General features: G+C 68.5%; 18 protein-coding genes. 5 read left to right on the top strand and 13 right to left on the bottom strand.

Annotation, left to right across the window (positions count from 1 at the left end; genetic code table 11):
* Nucleotides 1–18: 18 nt before the first annotated feature.
* Genes BM145_RS12790 through BM145_RS12780 form a run of 3 tightly spaced genes read right to left on the bottom strand, consistent with a single transcriptional unit; the run spans nucleotide 19 to nucleotide 763 of the window.
* The gene (locus tag BM145_RS12790; protein WP_093334047.1) at nucleotides 19–291 is read right to left on the bottom strand and encodes a type II toxin-antitoxin system RelE/ParE family toxin; all 273 of its coding nucleotides are present in this window, start codon (nucleotides 289–291) and stop codon (nucleotides 19–21) included.
* Nucleotides 284–472, bottom strand: coding sequence for a hypothetical protein (locus tag BM145_RS12785; protein WP_093334046.1), 189 nt, complete (start codon nucleotides 470–472; stop codon nucleotides 284–286). Before BM145_RS12785 ends, BM145_RS12790 begins: the two co-directional genes overlap by 8 nt.
* A 33-nt stretch (nucleotides 473–505) precedes the next feature.
* The gene (locus BM145_RS12780; RefSeq protein WP_093334045.1) at nucleotides 506–763 is read right to left on the bottom strand and encodes a hypothetical protein; all 258 of its coding nucleotides are present in this window, start codon (nucleotides 761–763) and stop codon (nucleotides 506–508) included.
* 106 nt (nucleotides 764–869) lie between these two features.
* Here BM145_RS12780 and BM145_RS12775 point away from each other — a divergent pair, with 106 nt between their 5' ends.
* Together BM145_RS12775 and BM145_RS12770 are read left to right on the top strand one after the other, a co-directional pair.
* Entirely contained in the window at nucleotides 870–3,128 is a 2,259-nt protein-coding gene (locus BM145_RS12775) for an NADP-dependent malic enzyme (protein ID WP_093334044.1), read from the top strand.
* Between the two features lie 106 nt (nucleotides 3,129–3,234).
* Nucleotides 3,235–3,891, top strand: a complete 657-nt coding sequence (locus BM145_RS12770) for a peptidylprolyl isomerase (RefSeq protein ID WP_093334043.1) — start codon at nucleotides 3,235–3,237, stop codon at nucleotides 3,889–3,891.
* A 25-nt stretch (nucleotides 3,892–3,916) separates the two neighbouring features.
* Here the strand turns inward: BM145_RS12770 and BM145_RS12765 are convergent, their stop codons facing one another.
* The 3 genes from BM145_RS12765 to BM145_RS12755 form a co-directional block, all read right to left on the bottom strand.
* Nucleotides 3,917–5,254 (bottom strand): porin family protein, encoded by a 1,338-nt coding sequence (locus BM145_RS12765; protein ID WP_093334042.1) that lies wholly within the window; start codon nucleotides 5,252–5,254, stop codon nucleotides 3,917–3,919.
* Nucleotides 5,255–5,276: 22 nt separating this feature from the next.
* Complete coding sequence (locus tag BM145_RS12760; RefSeq protein ID WP_143090188.1) at nucleotides 5,277–6,275, bottom strand: transferrin-binding protein-like solute binding protein; 999 nt, start codon at nucleotides 6,273–6,275, stop codon at nucleotides 5,277–5,279.
* Between the two features lie 452 nt (nucleotides 6,276–6,727).
* A complete protein-coding gene (locus tag BM145_RS12755) occupies nucleotides 6,728–7,516 on the bottom strand; it encodes an SDR family oxidoreductase (RefSeq protein WP_093334040.1) in 789 nt (262 codons plus the stop codon).
* Between the two features lie 206 nt (nucleotides 7,517–7,722).
* On the opposite strand from BM145_RS12755, the gene BM145_RS12750 reads away from it, so the two are divergent.
* On the top strand, nucleotides 7,723–8,277 hold the full coding sequence (locus tag BM145_RS12750) for a CHAP domain-containing protein (RefSeq protein WP_093334139.1): 555 nt from the start codon (nucleotides 7,723–7,725) through the stop codon (nucleotides 8,275–8,277).
* A 19-nt stretch (nucleotides 8,278–8,296) separates the two neighbouring features.
* On the opposite strand, the gene msrB is transcribed toward BM145_RS12750, so the two are convergent.
* The 3 genes from msrB to BM145_RS12735 all read right to left on the bottom strand — a co-directional run bounded on the left by msrB (nucleotide 8,297) and on the right by BM145_RS12735 (nucleotide 11,097).
* On the bottom strand, nucleotides 8,297–8,791 hold the full coding sequence (gene msrB, locus BM145_RS12745; protein WP_093334039.1) for a peptide-methionine (R)-S-oxide reductase MsrB: 495 nt from the start codon (nucleotides 8,789–8,791) through the stop codon (nucleotides 8,297–8,299).
* Between the two features lie 180 nt (nucleotides 8,792–8,971).
* Nucleotides 8,972–10,210, bottom strand: a complete 1,239-nt coding sequence (locus tag BM145_RS12740; RefSeq protein WP_093334038.1) for an ABC transporter permease — start codon at nucleotides 10,208–10,210, stop codon at nucleotides 8,972–8,974.
* Nucleotides 10,207–11,097, bottom strand: a complete 891-nt coding sequence (locus tag BM145_RS12735; RefSeq protein WP_093334138.1) for an ABC transporter ATP-binding protein — start codon at nucleotides 11,095–11,097, stop codon at nucleotides 10,207–10,209. Before BM145_RS12735 ends, BM145_RS12740 begins: the two co-directional genes overlap by 4 nt.
* A 72-nt stretch (nucleotides 11,098–11,169) precedes the next feature.
* Here BM145_RS12735 and queG point away from each other — a divergent pair, with 72 nt between their 5' ends.
* Complete coding sequence (gene queG / locus BM145_RS12730; protein WP_093334037.1) at nucleotides 11,170–12,237, top strand: tRNA epoxyqueuosine(34) reductase QueG; 1,068 nt, start codon at nucleotides 11,170–11,172, stop codon at nucleotides 12,235–12,237.
* On the opposite strand, the gene BM145_RS12725 is transcribed toward queG, so the two are convergent.
* Entirely contained in the window at nucleotides 12,234–12,596 is a 363-nt protein-coding gene (locus BM145_RS12725; protein ID WP_093334036.1) for a hypothetical protein, read from the bottom strand. The two genes, queG and BM145_RS12725, sit on opposite strands and share 4 nt — an antisense overlap.
* Complete coding sequence (locus BM145_RS12720) at nucleotides 12,593–13,267, bottom strand: EI24 domain-containing protein (RefSeq protein WP_093334035.1); 675 nt, start codon at nucleotides 13,265–13,267, stop codon at nucleotides 12,593–12,595. The genes BM145_RS12725 and BM145_RS12720 overlap by 4 nt, the downstream gene beginning before the upstream one ends.
* Before the next feature lie 110 nt (nucleotides 13,268–13,377).
* On the opposite strand from BM145_RS12720, the gene BM145_RS12715 reads away from it, so the two are divergent.
* Entirely contained in the window at nucleotides 13,378–14,376 is a 999-nt protein-coding gene (locus BM145_RS12715) for an adenosine kinase (protein ID WP_093334137.1), read from the top strand.
* Nucleotides 14,377–14,582: 206 nt separating this feature from the next.
* Here the strand turns inward: BM145_RS12715 and BM145_RS12710 are convergent, their stop codons facing one another.
* Together BM145_RS12710 and BM145_RS12705 are read right to left on the bottom strand one after the other, a co-directional pair.
* Complete coding sequence (locus tag BM145_RS12710; protein ID WP_093334034.1) at nucleotides 14,583–16,151, bottom strand: amino acid permease; 1,569 nt, start codon at nucleotides 16,149–16,151, stop codon at nucleotides 14,583–14,585.
* Between the two features lie 89 nt (nucleotides 16,152–16,240).
* Entirely contained in the window at nucleotides 16,241–16,618 is a 378-nt protein-coding gene (locus BM145_RS12705) for a histidine triad nucleotide-binding protein (protein WP_093334033.1), read from the bottom strand.
* Nucleotides 16,619–16,622: the final 4 nt, after the last annotated feature.

Genomic DNA, 16,622 nt, shown 5'->3' with positions numbered 1-16,622 from the left:
GGGCGTGATCATGGCAGGTCAGTCCAGCGGGCGCCGCGCGCCATGGCGGATGGAGAGGATGTGGACGGTGTCCCCATCAACTTCGTAGGTCAGGACATAGGGCGGAGTGGTGACCAACTCTCGTGTATCGTTCGCAGCGGGACGACCTCGACGGGGGAATCGCGTCAGGCTCTCGCTGAGATCAAACAGTTTCGCACCAATCTCGCGCGCGGCGTCGAGATTGAATCGTTTGATGTAATCTATGATGTTTGCAAGATCGAGTGCATCCTGTCGCCAGTTGACGTCAGCCATGCTGTTCCCGCAACCACTCCGCAAACGGCTGCTGATCGGGATCACCCCAGGTCAGCAGCCACTGACCAACCACGACATGATTCACGCCATCGCCGGCCGCGTAGCTGGCCTTGGCGCGCGTGAAATCGTCGATCGTCGGTCTCCGCGAGGCCCGAGGCGCGATGTCGGGATCGTGCTTCATGCCCAGCAGTTTACGCGGCTGGACACGGATTGCCTAGCGCGCCTTGCGCCGCCGTTTGCCGCCCTTGCGCTTGTTCTTCGGCTCGCTGGCATAGGCCCACGCCCCGAATGCCGCGAGCGCCACCGTGCCCGCGGCGACCAGCCCGCCTATGATTGCGGGGTGAAGGCCGGGCTTCGGCGCCGGCGTCCGCGCGATGGCGGCGCCCGGCGGTGGCCCGCCCGCCTCGTGCTTGGGCTCTTGCAGGGGAAAGGGCGACTGATTGCCGGCGGGAATGGGGGGCTCGTGGCTCATGCCCGGTTCAACGCGGCAGCACGAGAACGGGTTCAACGGCAGGGCGCGGCGGGTTGAAAGCCAGGGGCGTAAGCCTCTACAGCCGTAGCGTTATCCGGGAGTTGTCATGTCCGAGCCCACCAACGTCCAGTTCTCCGAGCGCGAGGCGCTGCTGTTCCATTCGGAAGGGCGGCCCGGCAAGATCGAGATCGTGGCGTCCAAGCCGATGGCGACGCAGCGTGACCTCGCGCTCGCCTACTCGCCCGGCGTCGCGGTGCCCGTGCGCGCCATCGCCGACGATCCGGCGACCGCCTACGATTACACCGCCAAGGGCAATCTCGTCGCCGTGATCTCGAACGGCACCGCGATCCTGGGACTGGGCAATCTCGGCGCGCTCGCGTCCAAGCCGGTGATGGAGGGCAAGGCCGTCCTCTTCAAGCGCTTCGCCGACGTCGATTCGATCGACATTGAGCTGAAGACTGAGGACGTCGATCGCTTCATCGACGCGGTCGAGCTGATGGAGCCGAGCTTCGGCGGCATCAACCTGGAGGACATCAAGGCCCCCGAATGCTTCATCATCGAGCAGACCCTGCGCGAGCGGATGAACATTCCCGTCTTCCACGACGACCAGCACGGCACCGCGATCATCGTCGCCGCCGGCCTCATCAACGCCTGCCTGCTGACCGGCCGTGCGCTGTCGGAGGTGAAGATCGTCGTCAACGGTGCTGGTGCCGCCGCCATCGCCTGTACCGAACTCGTCAAGGCGATGGGCGTGCGCCACGACAACGTCATCATGTGCGACCGCACCGGCGTCATCTACCAGGGCCGTGACGACGTGAACCAGTGGCAGTCCGCGCACGCCGCCGCCACCGATCGCCGCACGCTGACGGAGGCGCTGCACGGCGCCGACGTGTTTCTCGGCCTGTCCGCCGCCGGCGCGCTCCAGCCGGAAATGGTGAAGGACATGGCCCCCGCGCCGATCATCTTCGCCATGGCCAACCCGGAGCCGGAGATCAGGCCGGAACTGGCCAAGGCCGCGCGCCCCGACGCGATCGTCGCCACCGGCCGCTCGGATTACCCGAACCAGGTCAATAACGTCATCGGCTTCCCCTTCATCTTCCGCGGCGCGCTCGACGTGCGCGCGACCGCCGTCAACGACGAGATGAAGATCGCCGCCGCCAACGCCATCGCCGAACTCGCGCGCGCGCGCGTGCCGGAGGAGGTGGCGATGGCCTACGGTGTGCAGCACAGCTTCGGCCCCGAATACATCATCCCGGCCCCCTTCGATCCGCGGCTGATGGAGCTCGTTCCCTCGGCGGTTGCCAGGGCGGCGATGGATTCGGGCGTCGCGACCAAGCCGATCCTCGACATGGAGGCGTATCGCCAGACGTTGCGCGCCCGCCTCAATCCCACCACCTCCGTCCTGTCGATGGCCTATGAGGGTGCGCGTGCCCATCCCAAGCGCGTGCTGTTCGCGGAAGGCGAGGAGGAGGTAGTGCTGCGCGCCGCCATCGCCTTCAAGGAAGGCGGTTACGGCACCCCCGTGCTGGTCGGCCGCGACGACGTCCACGATCGCCTGCGCGCGCTCGGCGTCACCAGGCCGGAGGAGTACGAGGTCCACAACAGCCGCACATCAGACATGGTGCCGCGCATGGTCGACTTCCTCTACCAGCGGCTCCAGCGCCGCGGCTTCCTGCGCCGAGACGCGGAGCGGATGATAAACCAGGACCGCAACACCTTCGGCGCCGTCATGCTACAGCTGGGCGAGGCGGACGCGATGATTACCGGCATCACCCGCACCTACGCGCAGACCTTCCGCGACGTGCGCCGCGTGATCGATCCCGCCGCCGGCCGCGTCCCCTTCGGCATTCACGTGCTGGTCGGGCAGAGCCACACCGTGTTCATGGCCGATACCACCATCAACGAGCGGCCCTCGGGCGAGGAGCTCGCCGACATCGCCGAGCAGACCGCGCAGGTCGCCCGCCGCATGGGCCACGAACCGCGCGTCGCGTTCCTCAGCTACTCGACCTTCGGCAACCCCGACGGCCATTGGCTCGACAATCTGCGCGACGGCGTGAAGGCGCTCGACGGCCGCCAGGTCGGTTTCGAATATGAGGGCGAGATGGCGCCCGACGTGGCGCTCAACCCGAAGCAGATGGCCAACTTCCCCTTCGCGCGCCTGTCGGGGCCGGCGAACGTGCTCATCATGCCGGGCCTGCAATCGGCCAACATTTCCGCCAAGCTGCTGCGCGAACTGGGCGGCGACGACATGATCGGCCCGATGCTGATCGGTATGGAAAAGCCGGTGCAGATCGCGCCGATGACGTCGACGGCGAGCGAACTGGTGACCCTCGCGGTCCTCGCCGCCGGCGGCATCGCGCGCTGATTTCGATCAACCGGATGTTCCATTCCACCGTTATGCCGGGTTCGTCCCGGCATCTAGGGCTCCGAACGCCGCGCCGCTTGGCTCTGGATGCCGGGACGAGCTCGGCATGACCAAGAAATCGGGCGTGGCCCTCGCCCTGGTCGCGCTCGCGTTGCCGACCGCCGCCCCGACCCAGACCGGCCCACGCCCCGGCATCGTCCGCGTCCGCCTCGATACCGAGGGCGGCCCGATCCTTCTCGCCCTGGACGCCCGCCGCGCCCCCGCGACCACCGCCAACTTCCTGAAGTACGTCGACGACGGCCGCTTCGATAACATCACCTTCTACCGCGCCGCGCGCAGCAAGGCGGACCCGAAACGCGGTTTCATCCAGGCAGGCATCCGGCAGGACGCCAAGCGCATCCTCCCGTCTTTCCCCTTCGAATCCACCAGCAAGACCGGCATCCGCCACCTCGACGCCACGATCTCCATGGCCCGCGGCGACGATCCCGCCTCGGCCGGCGGCAATTGGGTGCTGACGGTCGGCCCCACCCCGCAGATGGACGCGCGTGGCGACTACAAGGGCTATGCCGCCTTCGGCCGCGTCGTCGGCGGCATGGACCTGGTCAAGCGCATCCTCGCGCTCCCCTCCGGCGGCGGCTTCGACGCGATGAAGGGCCAGATGATCCTCCGCCCCATCGTCATCCGCCGCGCGGTGCGGTTGGATGGGACGCCGAAGCCGACCGGGCTGCCCAAGGTGTGGCTGATGATGCAGGGGCGGGGTTGAGAAGAAAGGTTGGTGGTATCCCGCTCTAGAATTGTCGTCCGAACGTCAGTTCCAGGCGGGCGCGGCCGAAATCGTAGAAAGGGATGGTGCTGTCGTTGCGTGATAGGGAAAATCGCGCCGACGGAATCAGTCCGAGGATTGCGAGGAGGCGTGCGCTGACGCCGAACTGCAATTCGGTGTAATCATCGAACCGGCGCTTCCGGAACAGCGTGAACGAGCCGTCGGCACGCAAATGTTGATAACTGGCTCCGCCGAATATCGTGAAGCGACCTGCGTCGCGGCTGGTGAATAGGCGGCCGCCGATGCTGGTTGTGGCATAGGCCGGGTCGCGTGCGTCGGATCGCGAGATCGACAATCCCGCCAGCCCGAACAGCCGCAGCGTAACGGCCTTCTCCAGGTCGATCGACATCCCATATCCCTTGCCGGAGAGAAAGGCGCGTCCGGGATAGGCAGCGTAGAATCCGGTTGCGGTGCCCGCCAATTGCGCCGTGCGGCCGATGGCACGCCGAGCCTCGACCGAGATGCCCGCCTGATCGGACAAGCGATCTCCGTCAAAATAGCGGCGGCCGACCAAGATAGCCGGGCGGAACTGAGCGGTTGCGCTGCGAAACTCGGGGCCGATCGCAACGGTGCCCGCGATGTCATCGTATCGGCCCGATGGATATAAGGTCGCCGCGCCCGACGCTTCGACCAGCCAGGAACCCGTCCGCGTCAGCGGCGATCGCGAATAGCCGCGGCCATTCAGCTGCAAGCCTATGCCCGAGGTGGCGCGGCCGTCGCGATTGATGACCAGGGTGATCCCCTGCGCATCGATCGTCCGCGACCCCGTGGCGCGATTGATGTTGGAGTCGGGAGCGATGCCGATCGATACGTCCGCCCCTCGCGGGGAACTGCTGCGGAGCGCAGCGCTGATCCGGTCGACCTGCCGGGCCACGTTCAACGGTAGCCTGCCGGTCTGAGCGCGTCGCAGTTCGCGCGAGGCTGCTGTCGCCTTGCCCAGTCGCGCGTAGGTGCGCGCCAACTCCAGTCGCACCGCCATTGCGCCCGGCTCCTCGTCGAGCAGGGCCCGAAACCACGTGACCGCCCCATTGTAGTCGCCGGCTGCCGCCCGCATTTTGCCCAACCGGAAACGTGCCTCGGAGCGCAAGTGTTGAGCGGGATCCTTGGTCAACGCATGCAGCAGCGCTTCGGCATCGGAGACATGCCCTGCCGCAACCAACTGGTCGACGGCGGCAAATGCTTCCGCCGACGACAGCGCCACAACCAATGGCGTTCGGTCTGAGGGCGTCCGCTCACCCGTGTGCTGGACAGCGATGGACGAGGCCGCCGCAGGAGGCGGCGACGCGGGGACCGTCACGATCATGGGATAGCAAATCGCTTCCGGTTCAGCGTTTGCCGACAGCCACGCCGCCGCCGATGCGGGTAAGATCGGGGCTGTTGATGCCGAAGCTGTAGCCGACCTCCTGCGCCGTCGGGCCGAAAAACGAGCCGAGGACTGAGCCGACGAAGCTGTTGTCCGCTGTGGAAACCTCGCCTCGGAAGCTGTTCGCTCCCGCGCCGATCGTGGCCGTGCCACTCACTGCTGGGATGACGATCAATAGGCCGTTGGACGTGTTGGTCCCGCGCAGGTTCAGGGCGGTTGTGAGCGTCGCCGCGGCGAAGTCGGCGTTCAGGGTCATGGTGCCGTCCAGCGCGTAGGTTCCCTGGCTGTCGAACAACACGCCTTGTGCCAGCCCCGCATAGCCGGCCGACCCGGTGCGCGGCACCGCATCGGCCGGCGTCGGAATGCCGAAGTAGAAGAAGTGATAATTGTTGATTTGGGGATCGATATTGCTGCGATCCGACGAATCGAACTGCCATACGCCGTAGGAGGTGTAGGTCAGCGCGATCCGGGGATTGTTGGCGACAGGGGTAAGGAGGTTCAATCGGCGGACGCCATCTGCGGCATTCTGCCCGTAGGTCGTTAGCCCTTCGCCGCCGTAAAAGCTGTAGCCATCGGGAAACCGGTGTGCGGTGCCGATGATGTTGGAGACGATGTACTTGCCTTCCTTGGCATCGAAATAGACTCTGATGCTGTTCGGCGAGTCATATCGCCGGTTGGCGCTGGTCAGTTCGCCCGTCCGGGTATTGTCGCTGACTTCGATAGATCCGGTCCGAAAGTCCGCGTTGGTCTTTACCGCGTCGATCAGCGTTCCGGTGGTCACCGATGGCAGGGGTGCAGGCGCAGCCTGCTGCGAGACCGGGGTCAATATGGGCGACGTCGGTGTCGGTGTCGGTGTCGGTGTCGGTGTTTGTACCGGCGGAGGTGTGCTCTCCACGCCGGAACCGCCGCATCCCGTCAGGCATATCGCACCCACGACGCTCACCACGTCTCGCCACGCCATCGACATTCTCCCCCATGATGTCGAAGTCCTTATCGAGGCAACGTGACGCTGCAAGGTGCATTCGACCCGTCCGGCAAGTGCAGGATCAGGACGTTCTCCGATCGCATCCTTGTAAGTTACTGAAAATATGCAAGTTACTGAAAATATGCTTGGTCGACAGTATCTTGGCGTTCGTCTGCGATGGATACCCGTTGTGCGGCGGCGATGTCCTGCAAGCATCGGATCGGCTTTAAGGCTGCAACAGGATCGATTCCGCTCCTTCTCATTGCTGCGAGATCGGGAAACGATCGCGCCCGCGCGTTTCGCTCCAAAGGTCAATCGGATGAAGCAAACCGGCACCGCGTGATTTTCTAGCTGAGGTTAGCCTGAACTTGCACGCGTTGAAGCAGGTAGGGCCAAGCTGTCTTCTCCTGCCGGAGGGCAGCGCGCATTTGTTCGCCACCCCATTTCGATCACGCGTCGATGCTCGTCCCCAATGCCGCGTGCACCAAGCCGCCGTCGACCGTGATCGTCTCCCCGATCACGTAATCGCCCGCCCGGCTGGCGAGGTAGATCGCCGCGCCCGCCATGTCCTCGTCCACGCCGATCCGCTTCGCCGGGATCGACTGGGCGATCGCCTCGCCGTGGTCGCGCGCCGCCTTGTTCATCTCGCTGGCGAAGGCACCCGGTGCGATTGAGGTGACGTTGACGTGATCGCGCACCAGCCGCGCCGCCATCCGCTTGGTCAGGTAGATCAGCCCCGCCTTGGAGGCTTGATAGCTGTACGTCTCCCACGGGTTCAGCCGCTGCCCGTCGATCGAGGTGATGTTGATGACCTTGGCCGGTCTGGTCGGCGATCCCGCCGCCTTCAGCAGGCCGTGCAGCGCCTGGGTCAGGAAGAAGGGCGATTTGACGTTGAGGTCCATTACCTTGTCCCAACCGCTCTCCGGAAACTCCTCGAATGGCACGCCCCAGGCGGCGCCCGCATTGTTGACGAGGATGTCGAGCTTCTGTTCCCGTTCCGCCAGCGCCGCCGCGAGCGCGCGGCAGCCGTCGACGGTGGACACGTCGGCCGGCAGCGCGATGCAGTTCGGCCCCAGTTCGGCAGCGGTTTCCTCGCACGCCGGGGCTTTGCGCGACGAGATGTAGACGGTCGCACCCTGCTGGATGAAGCCGACGGCGATCATCTTGCCGATGCCGCGGCTGCCGCCGGTGACCAGCGCCACGCGGCCGTCGAGTCGAAAGAGGGTGCCCGTATCCATGATGCTCTCCTGCCGTGTTTCTCCTTGGCGTAAGGGGGCGGCAGGCACGCGGCAAGCGCCCAGAACGGGCAGGCAGGTTGACGCTTTCCGGTGCTCGTCGGCGGCGAAACACGGTTCGTCGGATAAGGTTCCCGGCGCTCTTCCAAAAAATTTCGAGGCCCCGTAGCCGACCCTCACACCGATTGAGCCGGGGGTTCCCGAACATGATGAAGGCGTTGGCAGTGCGTTTCGCGCTGGTGGTTTCGTGCGGCCTGACCGCTTCGGTCTTGGGGGCGGCCCCGGCAGCGGCCCAGTTCTGGCAGTGCGCGCCCTACGCCCGGCAAATCTCCGGCATCGAGATTCGCGGCAACGCCGATACCTGGTGGAGCCAGGCGGCCGGCCGGTACGAGCGGGGTCACACGCCGGTCGCCGGATCGGTGCTCGCCTTCCAGGCGACGTCGCGGATGCGCGTCGGCCATGTCGCGATGGTGTCCAAGGTAGTCGGCGATCGCGAGGTGTTGCTGACCCACGCCAACTGGTCGCGCCGCGGCGGCATCGAGCGCGACGTGCGCGCGGTGGACGTGTCGGCGGCGGGCGACTGGAGCCTGGTGAAGGTATGGTACGGCCCGCAGGGTGGACTGGGCACGTCGAACTATCCGACCAGCGGCTTCATCTACTCGGGCCAGACGCCGGTGGCCGCGCCGGCTTTGCAATATGCTGGCACCGGCCCGTCGATCGGCCGCGGCCCGATCGGGGTGGTCGCCTTTACCGGCAAGGACTGAGGCCGGGCGAGCGCCGCGATCACGCTTTCCGGAACGTCATCGCCACGCCGTTCATGCAATAGCGCTTGCCGGTCGGGCGCGGGCCATCGTCGAACACGTGGCCGAGATGACCGCCGCAGCGGTCGCAGTGAACCTCCGTGCGGGCCATGAACATCGAGCGATCGGTGCGCGTGCCGACCGCATTCGCCAGCGGGGCGTAGAAACTGGGCCAGCCGGTGCCGCTGTCGAACTTGGTGCGTGACGAGAACAGCGGCTGCGCGCAACCCTTGCACGCGAAGGTGCCGGCGCGGTGCTCGTCGTTGAGCGGGCTCGATCCGGGGCGTTCGGTGCCCTCGTGACGGAGGACGTCGTAGGCCGCGGTGCCGAGCTGCCGGCGCCACTCGGCATCGGGCTTGGTGACGGGGAAGCGCTCCGCCGCCTGGGCAGTGCCGGCGCGGCAGCCGATCAGCGCCAGCGCGCCGGCGCCGAGGCCGGCGAAGGAGAGGAAGGAGCGGCGGTCGGCAGGGTCAGTCATGCGATCGAGATAAGTGGCGCCGGAAGGTTCGAAAGGGGCGCCAAGCGCCTGAGATCGTGGGAATCTGGCGAGAGCGCATCGACATTCAGCGTTTTTCCACCCCGGCCTTCGCCGGGGAGCACGGGCAGGTAAAGGGACGACCTCGATCGTGAACGTGGATTTGATCCAGCCGATGCGCCGTCACGCTGGCGGCGCTGCGCCGTGCCGCCGCCAGCGGATCCACCGCCCGCTGCCCGACTGGAGGACGCCGCGTCGGAACAGGCGCGCGCCCGCACCGATGAACAGCGCCACCCACAGCGCCTGCCAGGCGAGCGCGGCGACGTGCGGCCACCAGGAGGGCGAGCTCGTCGCGCGCCCCACCATCGCGAACGGCGAGGAAAGGGGAAAGATCTCCGCCACCAGCGCCAGCGTGCTTCCCGGCGCGCGGGCCGCGGCCGAGGCGAGCGCGAACATCGCCACCTGGATCAGCGTGATCGGCAGCGACAGCATCTGGATCTCACGCTGCGACTGCGCCTGCGCGCCGATCGCCAGGAAGGCTGAGCCGAGCAGCAGGTAGGCCATCGAGAAATAAGCCGCGAACAGGAAGGCGAAGCCGGGTGCGCCGATCGCGGGCGCCAGTTCGCCGAACGCCGCCGACACGCCGGCGGGCAGCAGGTTGAGCAGCTCGCCGATCACCGTGCCCCAGAAGCCGACGAACAACACCGCGACGCCGAACAGGCCGAGCAGCTTGCCGCCGAACACCGCCTCCAGCGGCACCGCGGCGGCGAGGATCTCGATCACCTTGTTGTTGCGCTCCTCCGCCATCGAGCCGACGACCTGGCCGGCGAGGAACAGCGTCAGGAAGAAGACGCCGAACACCGCCAGGAAGCCGGCCTGGTGCTGGCCGCCGATCGAACGGCCGGTCTCGCGCGTCTCGATCCGGCGGGCGCGGACGCGGACGGGATCGCCCAGCCGCTCGGTCGCGAGCGTCGCGTGCGCCAGCCCCTCCAGGTAATCGCCGCTGAAGCGGGCGAGGGGGGCGAGCAGAATCGTCGGCCGGGCGAGGTCGCCGTAGAGGACGCCGTCCACGTCGCGGTCGCTGGCGGCGACCAGCGTCCGCGCTTGGGCGGCGGGGTCGGCGGTCGGCGCGACGATCGCCAGGGGCGCGGGCCGGCCGCCGCGAGGGATGATCCGCCGCAGGCGCGCATCCTCCGCCGCCATGATGCGCCCCTGCGACGGCGGCAGGATCGCGACGATGCGGGCGCGGTCGGTGTCGCCGTCGTTCATCTGGGCCGCGCCGATGCCGCCGACGGCGCTCAGGCCCGCCATCAGCGCGGGAGCGAAGAGGAACAGGAGGAACACCGGCGTCGCCACGGTGGCGACGAAATCGCGGCGGGCGACCGTCAGCATTTGGCGGAGGAAGCGGCGCACGCGGGTCATCGCGGCGCCCCATCGTCGTCGTCGGCGGCGGCGCCGACGATACGGACGAACGCCTCGTGCAGGCTGGGGCGCTCGATCGACAGGCCGGCGATGCCGTGGTCGGCGGCGATCAGCGTGGCGAGCAGCGGCTCGATCCCGTCGGCCGGCAGGGCGAAGCGCCAGCCCTCGCCGGCGGGCACGGCGTCGGGCGGCAGCAGCGCGGTGATCCCCGGCGAGCGTTGGCGCGGCTGGTAATGGACGCGCGCGGGGAGCGTCGCGCGCGCGTCGTCCACCGTGCCCTCGAACCGGCGGCGCCCGCCGGCGATGATCGCCAGCCGGTCGCACAGCCGCTCGGCATGCGCCATGACGTGGGTGGAGAAGAGGATGGTGGCGCCGCGATCGCGCTCGGCCAGGATCAGCGCCTCGAGCTTCTCCTGGTTGACGGGGTCGAGGCCGGAGAAGGGTTCGTCGAGGACCAGCAGGTCGGGTCGGTGGACGACGCTGCCGAGCAGCTGGACGAGCTGCGCCATGCCCTTGGACAATTTCCTGATCTTCCGGTCCGCCGCATCGCCCAGGCCGGCGGCCGCCAGCATCTCGACCGCGCGCGCGCGCCCGGCCGACCAGGGCAGGCCGCGCAGCGAGCCCATGAAGGCGATCGCCTCCTTGGCCTTCATGCCCGGGTAGAGGCCACGCTCCTCGGGCAGGTAGCCGACCCGGTCGCTGGCGTCGCGCGGGTGTGCGCAGCCGAGCAGCGTACGGGCGCCGCCATCCGGTTCGATGATGCCGAGCACCATGCGCAGCGTCGTCGTCTTGCCGGCGCCGTTGGGGCCGAGCACGCCATAGATGGCGCCGCGCGGCACGGCCAGGTCGACGCCGTCGACGACGCGCCGATCGCCGAATCGCTTCATCAGCCCCGTGGCGGTAACCGCCTGATCGCCCACGTCGTTCTCCCCTCCGCACCGATGTGGTAGCGGGCGGGCGTGCAGCACGGCAAGCTCCAAGACCGCATCCGCGCCAAGGCCGCCGAACTGGGGTTCGCGGCGTGCGGGTTTGCCGACGCCGACGCGGCGCCCCAGGCGGGCGAGCGGCTGCGCCGGTGGCTCGCCGACGGGCGCCACGGATCGATGATCTGGATGGAGGAGCGCGCGCACCACCGCGTCGGCCCGGCGGCGCTGTGGCCGGCGGTCAGGAGCGTGATCTCGCTGGGGATGAGCTACGCGCCCAAGTGCGATCCGCTGGCGCTGGCGGACGAGGGCGGGATCGGGCGCATCTCCGTCTACGCGCAAGGCGCCGACTATCACGACGTGATGAAGCGCGCGCTGAAGGCGCTCGGCCGCTGGCTGGCGCAGGAGGCCGGATGCGATCTGAAGGTGTTCGTCGACACGGCGCCGGTGATGGAGAAGCCGCTGGCGGAGGCCGCGGGCGTGGGCTGGCAGGGCAAGCACACCAACCTGGTCAGCCGGGCCGATGGCAGCTGGCTGTTCCTGGGCGCGATCTACACCACGCTGGAACTGGACGCCGACATGGCGTCGCGCGATGCGTGCGGCTCGTGCGACGCGTGCCAGCGGGCGTGCCCGACCGACGCGTTCCCAGCGCCCTACCAGCTCGATGCCAGGCGTTGCATCTCGTACCTGACGATCGAGCATGCCGGGCCGATCCCGGCGGAGTTCCGGGCCGCGATCGGCAACCGCATCTACGGCTGCGACGACTGCCTGGCGGTGTGCCCGTGGAACAAGTTCGCCGCCTCCGCCGCCGCCAATCTAGCGTTCGCGCCGCGCGCGGAGATGGTGGCGCCGCGGCTCGCGGACCTGCTGGCGCTGGACGATGCGGGGTTCCGGCAGGTGTTCGCGGGGTCGCCGATCAAGCGCATCGGTCGCGACAGGATGGTGCGCAACGCGGCGATCGCGGCGGGCAACAGCGGGGAGGCAGCGCTGGTGGCGGCGTTACGGCCGCTGCTCGACGATCCGTCGCCGGTGGTGGCGGAGGCGGCGGCGTGGGCGCTGGACAGGCTCGGTTCTGCTGCCGCTGACGGGAAGGGTCAGGGTTAGCGGGCTTCGCGCCGCCTGGTCAGGGCGGCGACGCAGCTGGCGCGGTCGATGGCGCTGCCGTCGGGCTCGCGCGCGTCGAGATAGGTGACGCGCGGTGGTGCCCCGTCCTTGGGATAGAGATAGGCATCGAGGACGCAGATGGCGCTGCTGAACTGGAGCTTGCGCGCGGTGCCCTCGCGCACGTCCGCATCGGGCTGGCCGAACAGTTGCACCAGTCCGTCGGCGTTCTGGCCGACGACGCGTTCCAGACCGACGCTGGTGTAGGTGGGGACGACCGGCGCCGTCCCCGTCGGGCGTGCGACCGGCGCCGCGCAGGCGGCGAGCGCCAGCGTCGCGGCGAGGATGACGGCTAGCTTCATGATCGTCCCCGGTGGAAGAGATGCGTCGCCATCGCCGCGCCGAGCACGGGGGCGACGAGATTGACGACGGGTAGCACGAACAGCCCCGTGCCGCCGAGGCCGAGCAGGAAGCGCCGCGGCCCTGTGCGCCGTCGCCACTGGCGGACGCCGGCGCGATCGAGATGGCGGCTCGCGACCATGTCGCCGAGGTCGCGCCCGAGCAACCAGGCGTTGACCGCGAAGAAGGCCACGGCCGTGCCGATGCCGGTCGCGAGCAGCACGACGTAGAGCGGCAGCATCAGCGCGTTGACCAGCACGACACGGGCGGCGGAGCGCAGGCCGGTCGCGGCACCGCGCGCGAACGAGACCGGCCGGGCGGTGGCCAGCGCGGCGGGATAGTGACGCGCCTCGACCGCGGCGACGACCTCGTCGGCGAACAGGCCGATCACGGCGACGGCGACCGCGCGGAACAGCAGCCACAGCGCCAGCACGGTGCCGAACAGCGCGACCATGGCGGCGAGCCCGTCCTCGTAACCGCCGACCCAGCCGGCGATCAGCGCCTGCGTGCCCCACCACACGCCCGCGCCGAGCAGCGCGAACAAGGCGAGCGTGACGGCCATCGACTTGGCGAACACGCGCAGCACCGGTGGATCGCCGAGCTGGCCGACCGACAGGAAGAATGCGGCGATCATCGCCGGCGGGGATGGCGCGGCCTGCCCGCGCCGTCAACGTTGCGAAGGCGGGGGCGCCTCTCTACGGCGGCGGCTTTCCCGCACAGCTTTCCCGCACACAGGAGCCTGCCTTGACCGAGCCCACTTTCGACGTCGTCGCGATCGGCAACGCGATCGTCGACATCATCGCGCCCGCCGCCGACGATTTCATCGCGGCGAACGGCATGACCAAGGGGGCGATGCAGCTCGTCTTCTCGCCGGAAGAGGCCGACGCGCTCTACGCCAAGATGGGGCCGGGGACCGAGGTATCGGGCGGATCGGCGGCGAACACGATCGCGGGGATGGCGGCGCTCGGTTCCGCCTGCGGGTTCATCGGGCAGGTCGCCGACGATCAGCTGGGCGCGGTGTTCGCGCACGACATCCGCGCGGGCGACATCCGCTTCGACACGCCGGCACGCCCCGGCCAGCCGACGACGGGGCGCTGCCTGATCTTCGTGTCGCCGGACGGGCAGCGGACGATGAACACGTTTCTGGGCGCGTCGCATTATCTGCCCGCCGAGGCGCTGGACCGCGACCTGATCGCGGGCAGCCGCTTTCTCTATCTCGAAGGTTATCTGTGGGACCCGGAAGAGCCGCGCGCGGCGATGCGGGCGGCGATCGACGTGGCGCGGGACGCCGGGCGCAAGGTCGCCTTCACGCTGTCGGCCGAGTTCGTCATCGACCGCCACCGCGTGGCGTTCCACGAACTGATCGACGGCGGCCTGATCGACGTGCTGTTCGCCAACGATGCCGAGCTGAAGTCGCTGGTCGAGACCGACGACCTGGAGGCGGCGATCGCGGCGCTGCAGGGCAAGGTGCCGCTGCTGGTGGTGACGCTCGGCCCGGACGGCGCGATGGCGATCGCGGGCGGCGAGCGGACGACGGTGGCGGCGGAGCCGATCGCCGCGGTGGTCGACACCACCGGCGCGGGTGACCTGTTCGCCGCCGGCTTCCTCCATGGACAGGTGACCGGCGAGAGCCTGGAACGGTCGCTGCGCCTGGGCGCGATCTGCGCGGCGGAGTGCATCGGCCATATCGGCCCGCGCCCCATCGCCGACCTGAAGGCACTGGCGGCCGAGAAGCTGGCGTAACCTTTCACCGTCACCTGGCGAGCCTGTTCAGCGCGACTGCTGCAAGCAGGCATTGCAAGAGGCCGGAGCATCCCGGTAGTCGAGCGCCCGCTTGCGGAGCGAGACCCTGGTCCCCGCCAGTGACGAGTGACCTCAGGGTTGTGGATGAGAAAAGGGCCGCGGGAGGATGCTCCCGCGGCCCTTTTCGTTTGCCTTAAAGGCGCGCCTCAGTGCGTGCCCGGCACCGGCGGCTCGAGCTCGTCGCCCTCGTGGACATCGACGATCCCGCGGCCGAGGTGCGATGCACCGCGGCTGTAGGCGACATAGATGACCAGCCCGACAAAGCCCCAGATCGGCAGCACCAGCATCGCGTCGAGCGGCAGGTTGAAGAACAGGAACACGCAGCCGGCGATAGTCAGCGGTCCGAGCAGCGCCAGCGCCGGGGTGCGGAAGCTGCGCGGCCGGTCGGCAGCGGTCCGGCGCAGGATCATCACCGCGATCGCAACCATCATGAAGGCGTAGAGCGTGCCGGCGTTGGCGATGTCGGCGAGGCGCCCGACAGGGAGGAACGCCGCCGCGATCGCGACCGCGACGCCGGTGGCGGCGGTGACGATATAGGGCGTCTTCCACTTGGGATGGACGCGGCTGAGCACCTCGGGGAGGAGGCCGTCGCGGCTCATCACGAAGAAGATGCGCGTCTGGCCGAACATCAGGATCAGCATGACCGACGGCAGCGCGAGCATCGCCGCGATGCCGACCGCGTTGCCGACGCCCGACCAGCCGATCTGGCGTAGCACGTGCGCCAGCGCCTCGTTTGAGCAGACCAGCGGCAGCTGATCGGCGGCGTAGGTCGCGCACTGGCGCGCCAGCTCCTCCGATCCAGCAGGGAAGGGGACGCCGTTCGGACCCATGATCGGCTGACCGCCGACGGTGCCGATCGCGCCCGCCGCCACGGCGATGTAGAAAACGGTGCAGAACAGCAGCGACCCGATCAGGCCGATCGGCACGTTGCGCTGCGGGTTCTTGGTCTCCTCCGCGGCGGTCGAGACCGCGTCGAAGCCGACATAGGCGAAGAAGATCGTCGCCGCCGCGCCGACCGCGCCGACGCCGGTGCCGAAGCCGCCGAACAGCCCCGCGGGCAGGAAGGGATTGAAGCGATCGGGGTCGAAATAGGCCGAGGTCAGCGTGATCGCGATGAACGCGACCAGCGCGGTCACCTTGATGAGCACCAGCACCGCGTTGACGCGCGCGCTTTCGGTGGTGCCGATCATCAGCAGCCAGGTGATGAGAAGCGAGATGACGACTGCGGGCAGGTTGATGAACCCGCCCTCGATCCCGCCGAGTGCGAGCGGCGCGCCGGCGAGCCAGGAGGGTAATTGCACCCCCAGGAACTCGGTCAGGATTGTGCCGGAGAAGAAGCCCGACCAGCCGACGGCGACCGCCGAAGCGGCGACCGCATATTCGAGGATCAGCGCCCAGCCGACCGTCCAGGCGAGCAGCTCGCCCATCGTCGCGTAGGTGTAAGTGTAGGCGGAACCGGCGACCGGGATCATCGCGGCGATCTCGGCGTAGCAGAGCGCCGCGACGATGCAGATCGCGCCGGCGATCGCGAAGGCGAGCATCAGGCCGGGACCGGCCTTCTGCGCACCGGCGGCGGTCAGCACGAAGATGCCGGTGCCGATGACGCAACCGATGCCGAACAGGGTGAGCTGGAACCAGCCCAGCGTCCGGTGGAGCGACTTACGCTCCGCGGTCGCGAGAATGGCGTCCAGCGGCTTTACGCGCGCGAAAGGCATGTATTCAGGTCCCCCCAAGGGATGCGGGGCCTCTCCCGCCCCTTCGTTGAAGCCGCGCAGCCTAGCCCGAAACGTAGCATTCGCAACGTTTATCGAGCGAGCATCGGCCCGAGCGGCCCGCCGCCGAACAGGTGGACGTGGAGGTGTGGCACCTCCTGCCCGCCGTTCGGGCCGGTGTTGGCGAGCAGGCGATAGCCGGGTTCGACCAGGCCCATCGTCCGGGCGACGCTGCCGACGGCGCGGACGAAGCCGGCGATCTCCTCGGTCGAGGCGTGGGCCGAGAAGTCGTCCCACGACACGTAGGGTCCACGCGGGACGACCAGGACGTGGATCGGGGCGTGCGGCGCGATGTCGTGAAAGGCGACCGCCCACTCGTCCTCGTAGACGCGGGTCGAGGGGATCTCGCCCCGCAGCAGGCGCGCGAAGACGTTGTCGTCGTCATAGGGCAGGGTGGCGTCGATCGGCATGGCA

The organism is Sphingomonas rubra (genome assembly GCF_900115745.1).
Classification (GTDB): domain Bacteria; phylum Pseudomonadota; class Alphaproteobacteria; order Sphingomonadales; family Sphingomonadaceae; genus Sphingomonas; species Sphingomonas rubra.
This window is presented reverse-complemented; position numbering and strand designations above follow the sequence as displayed.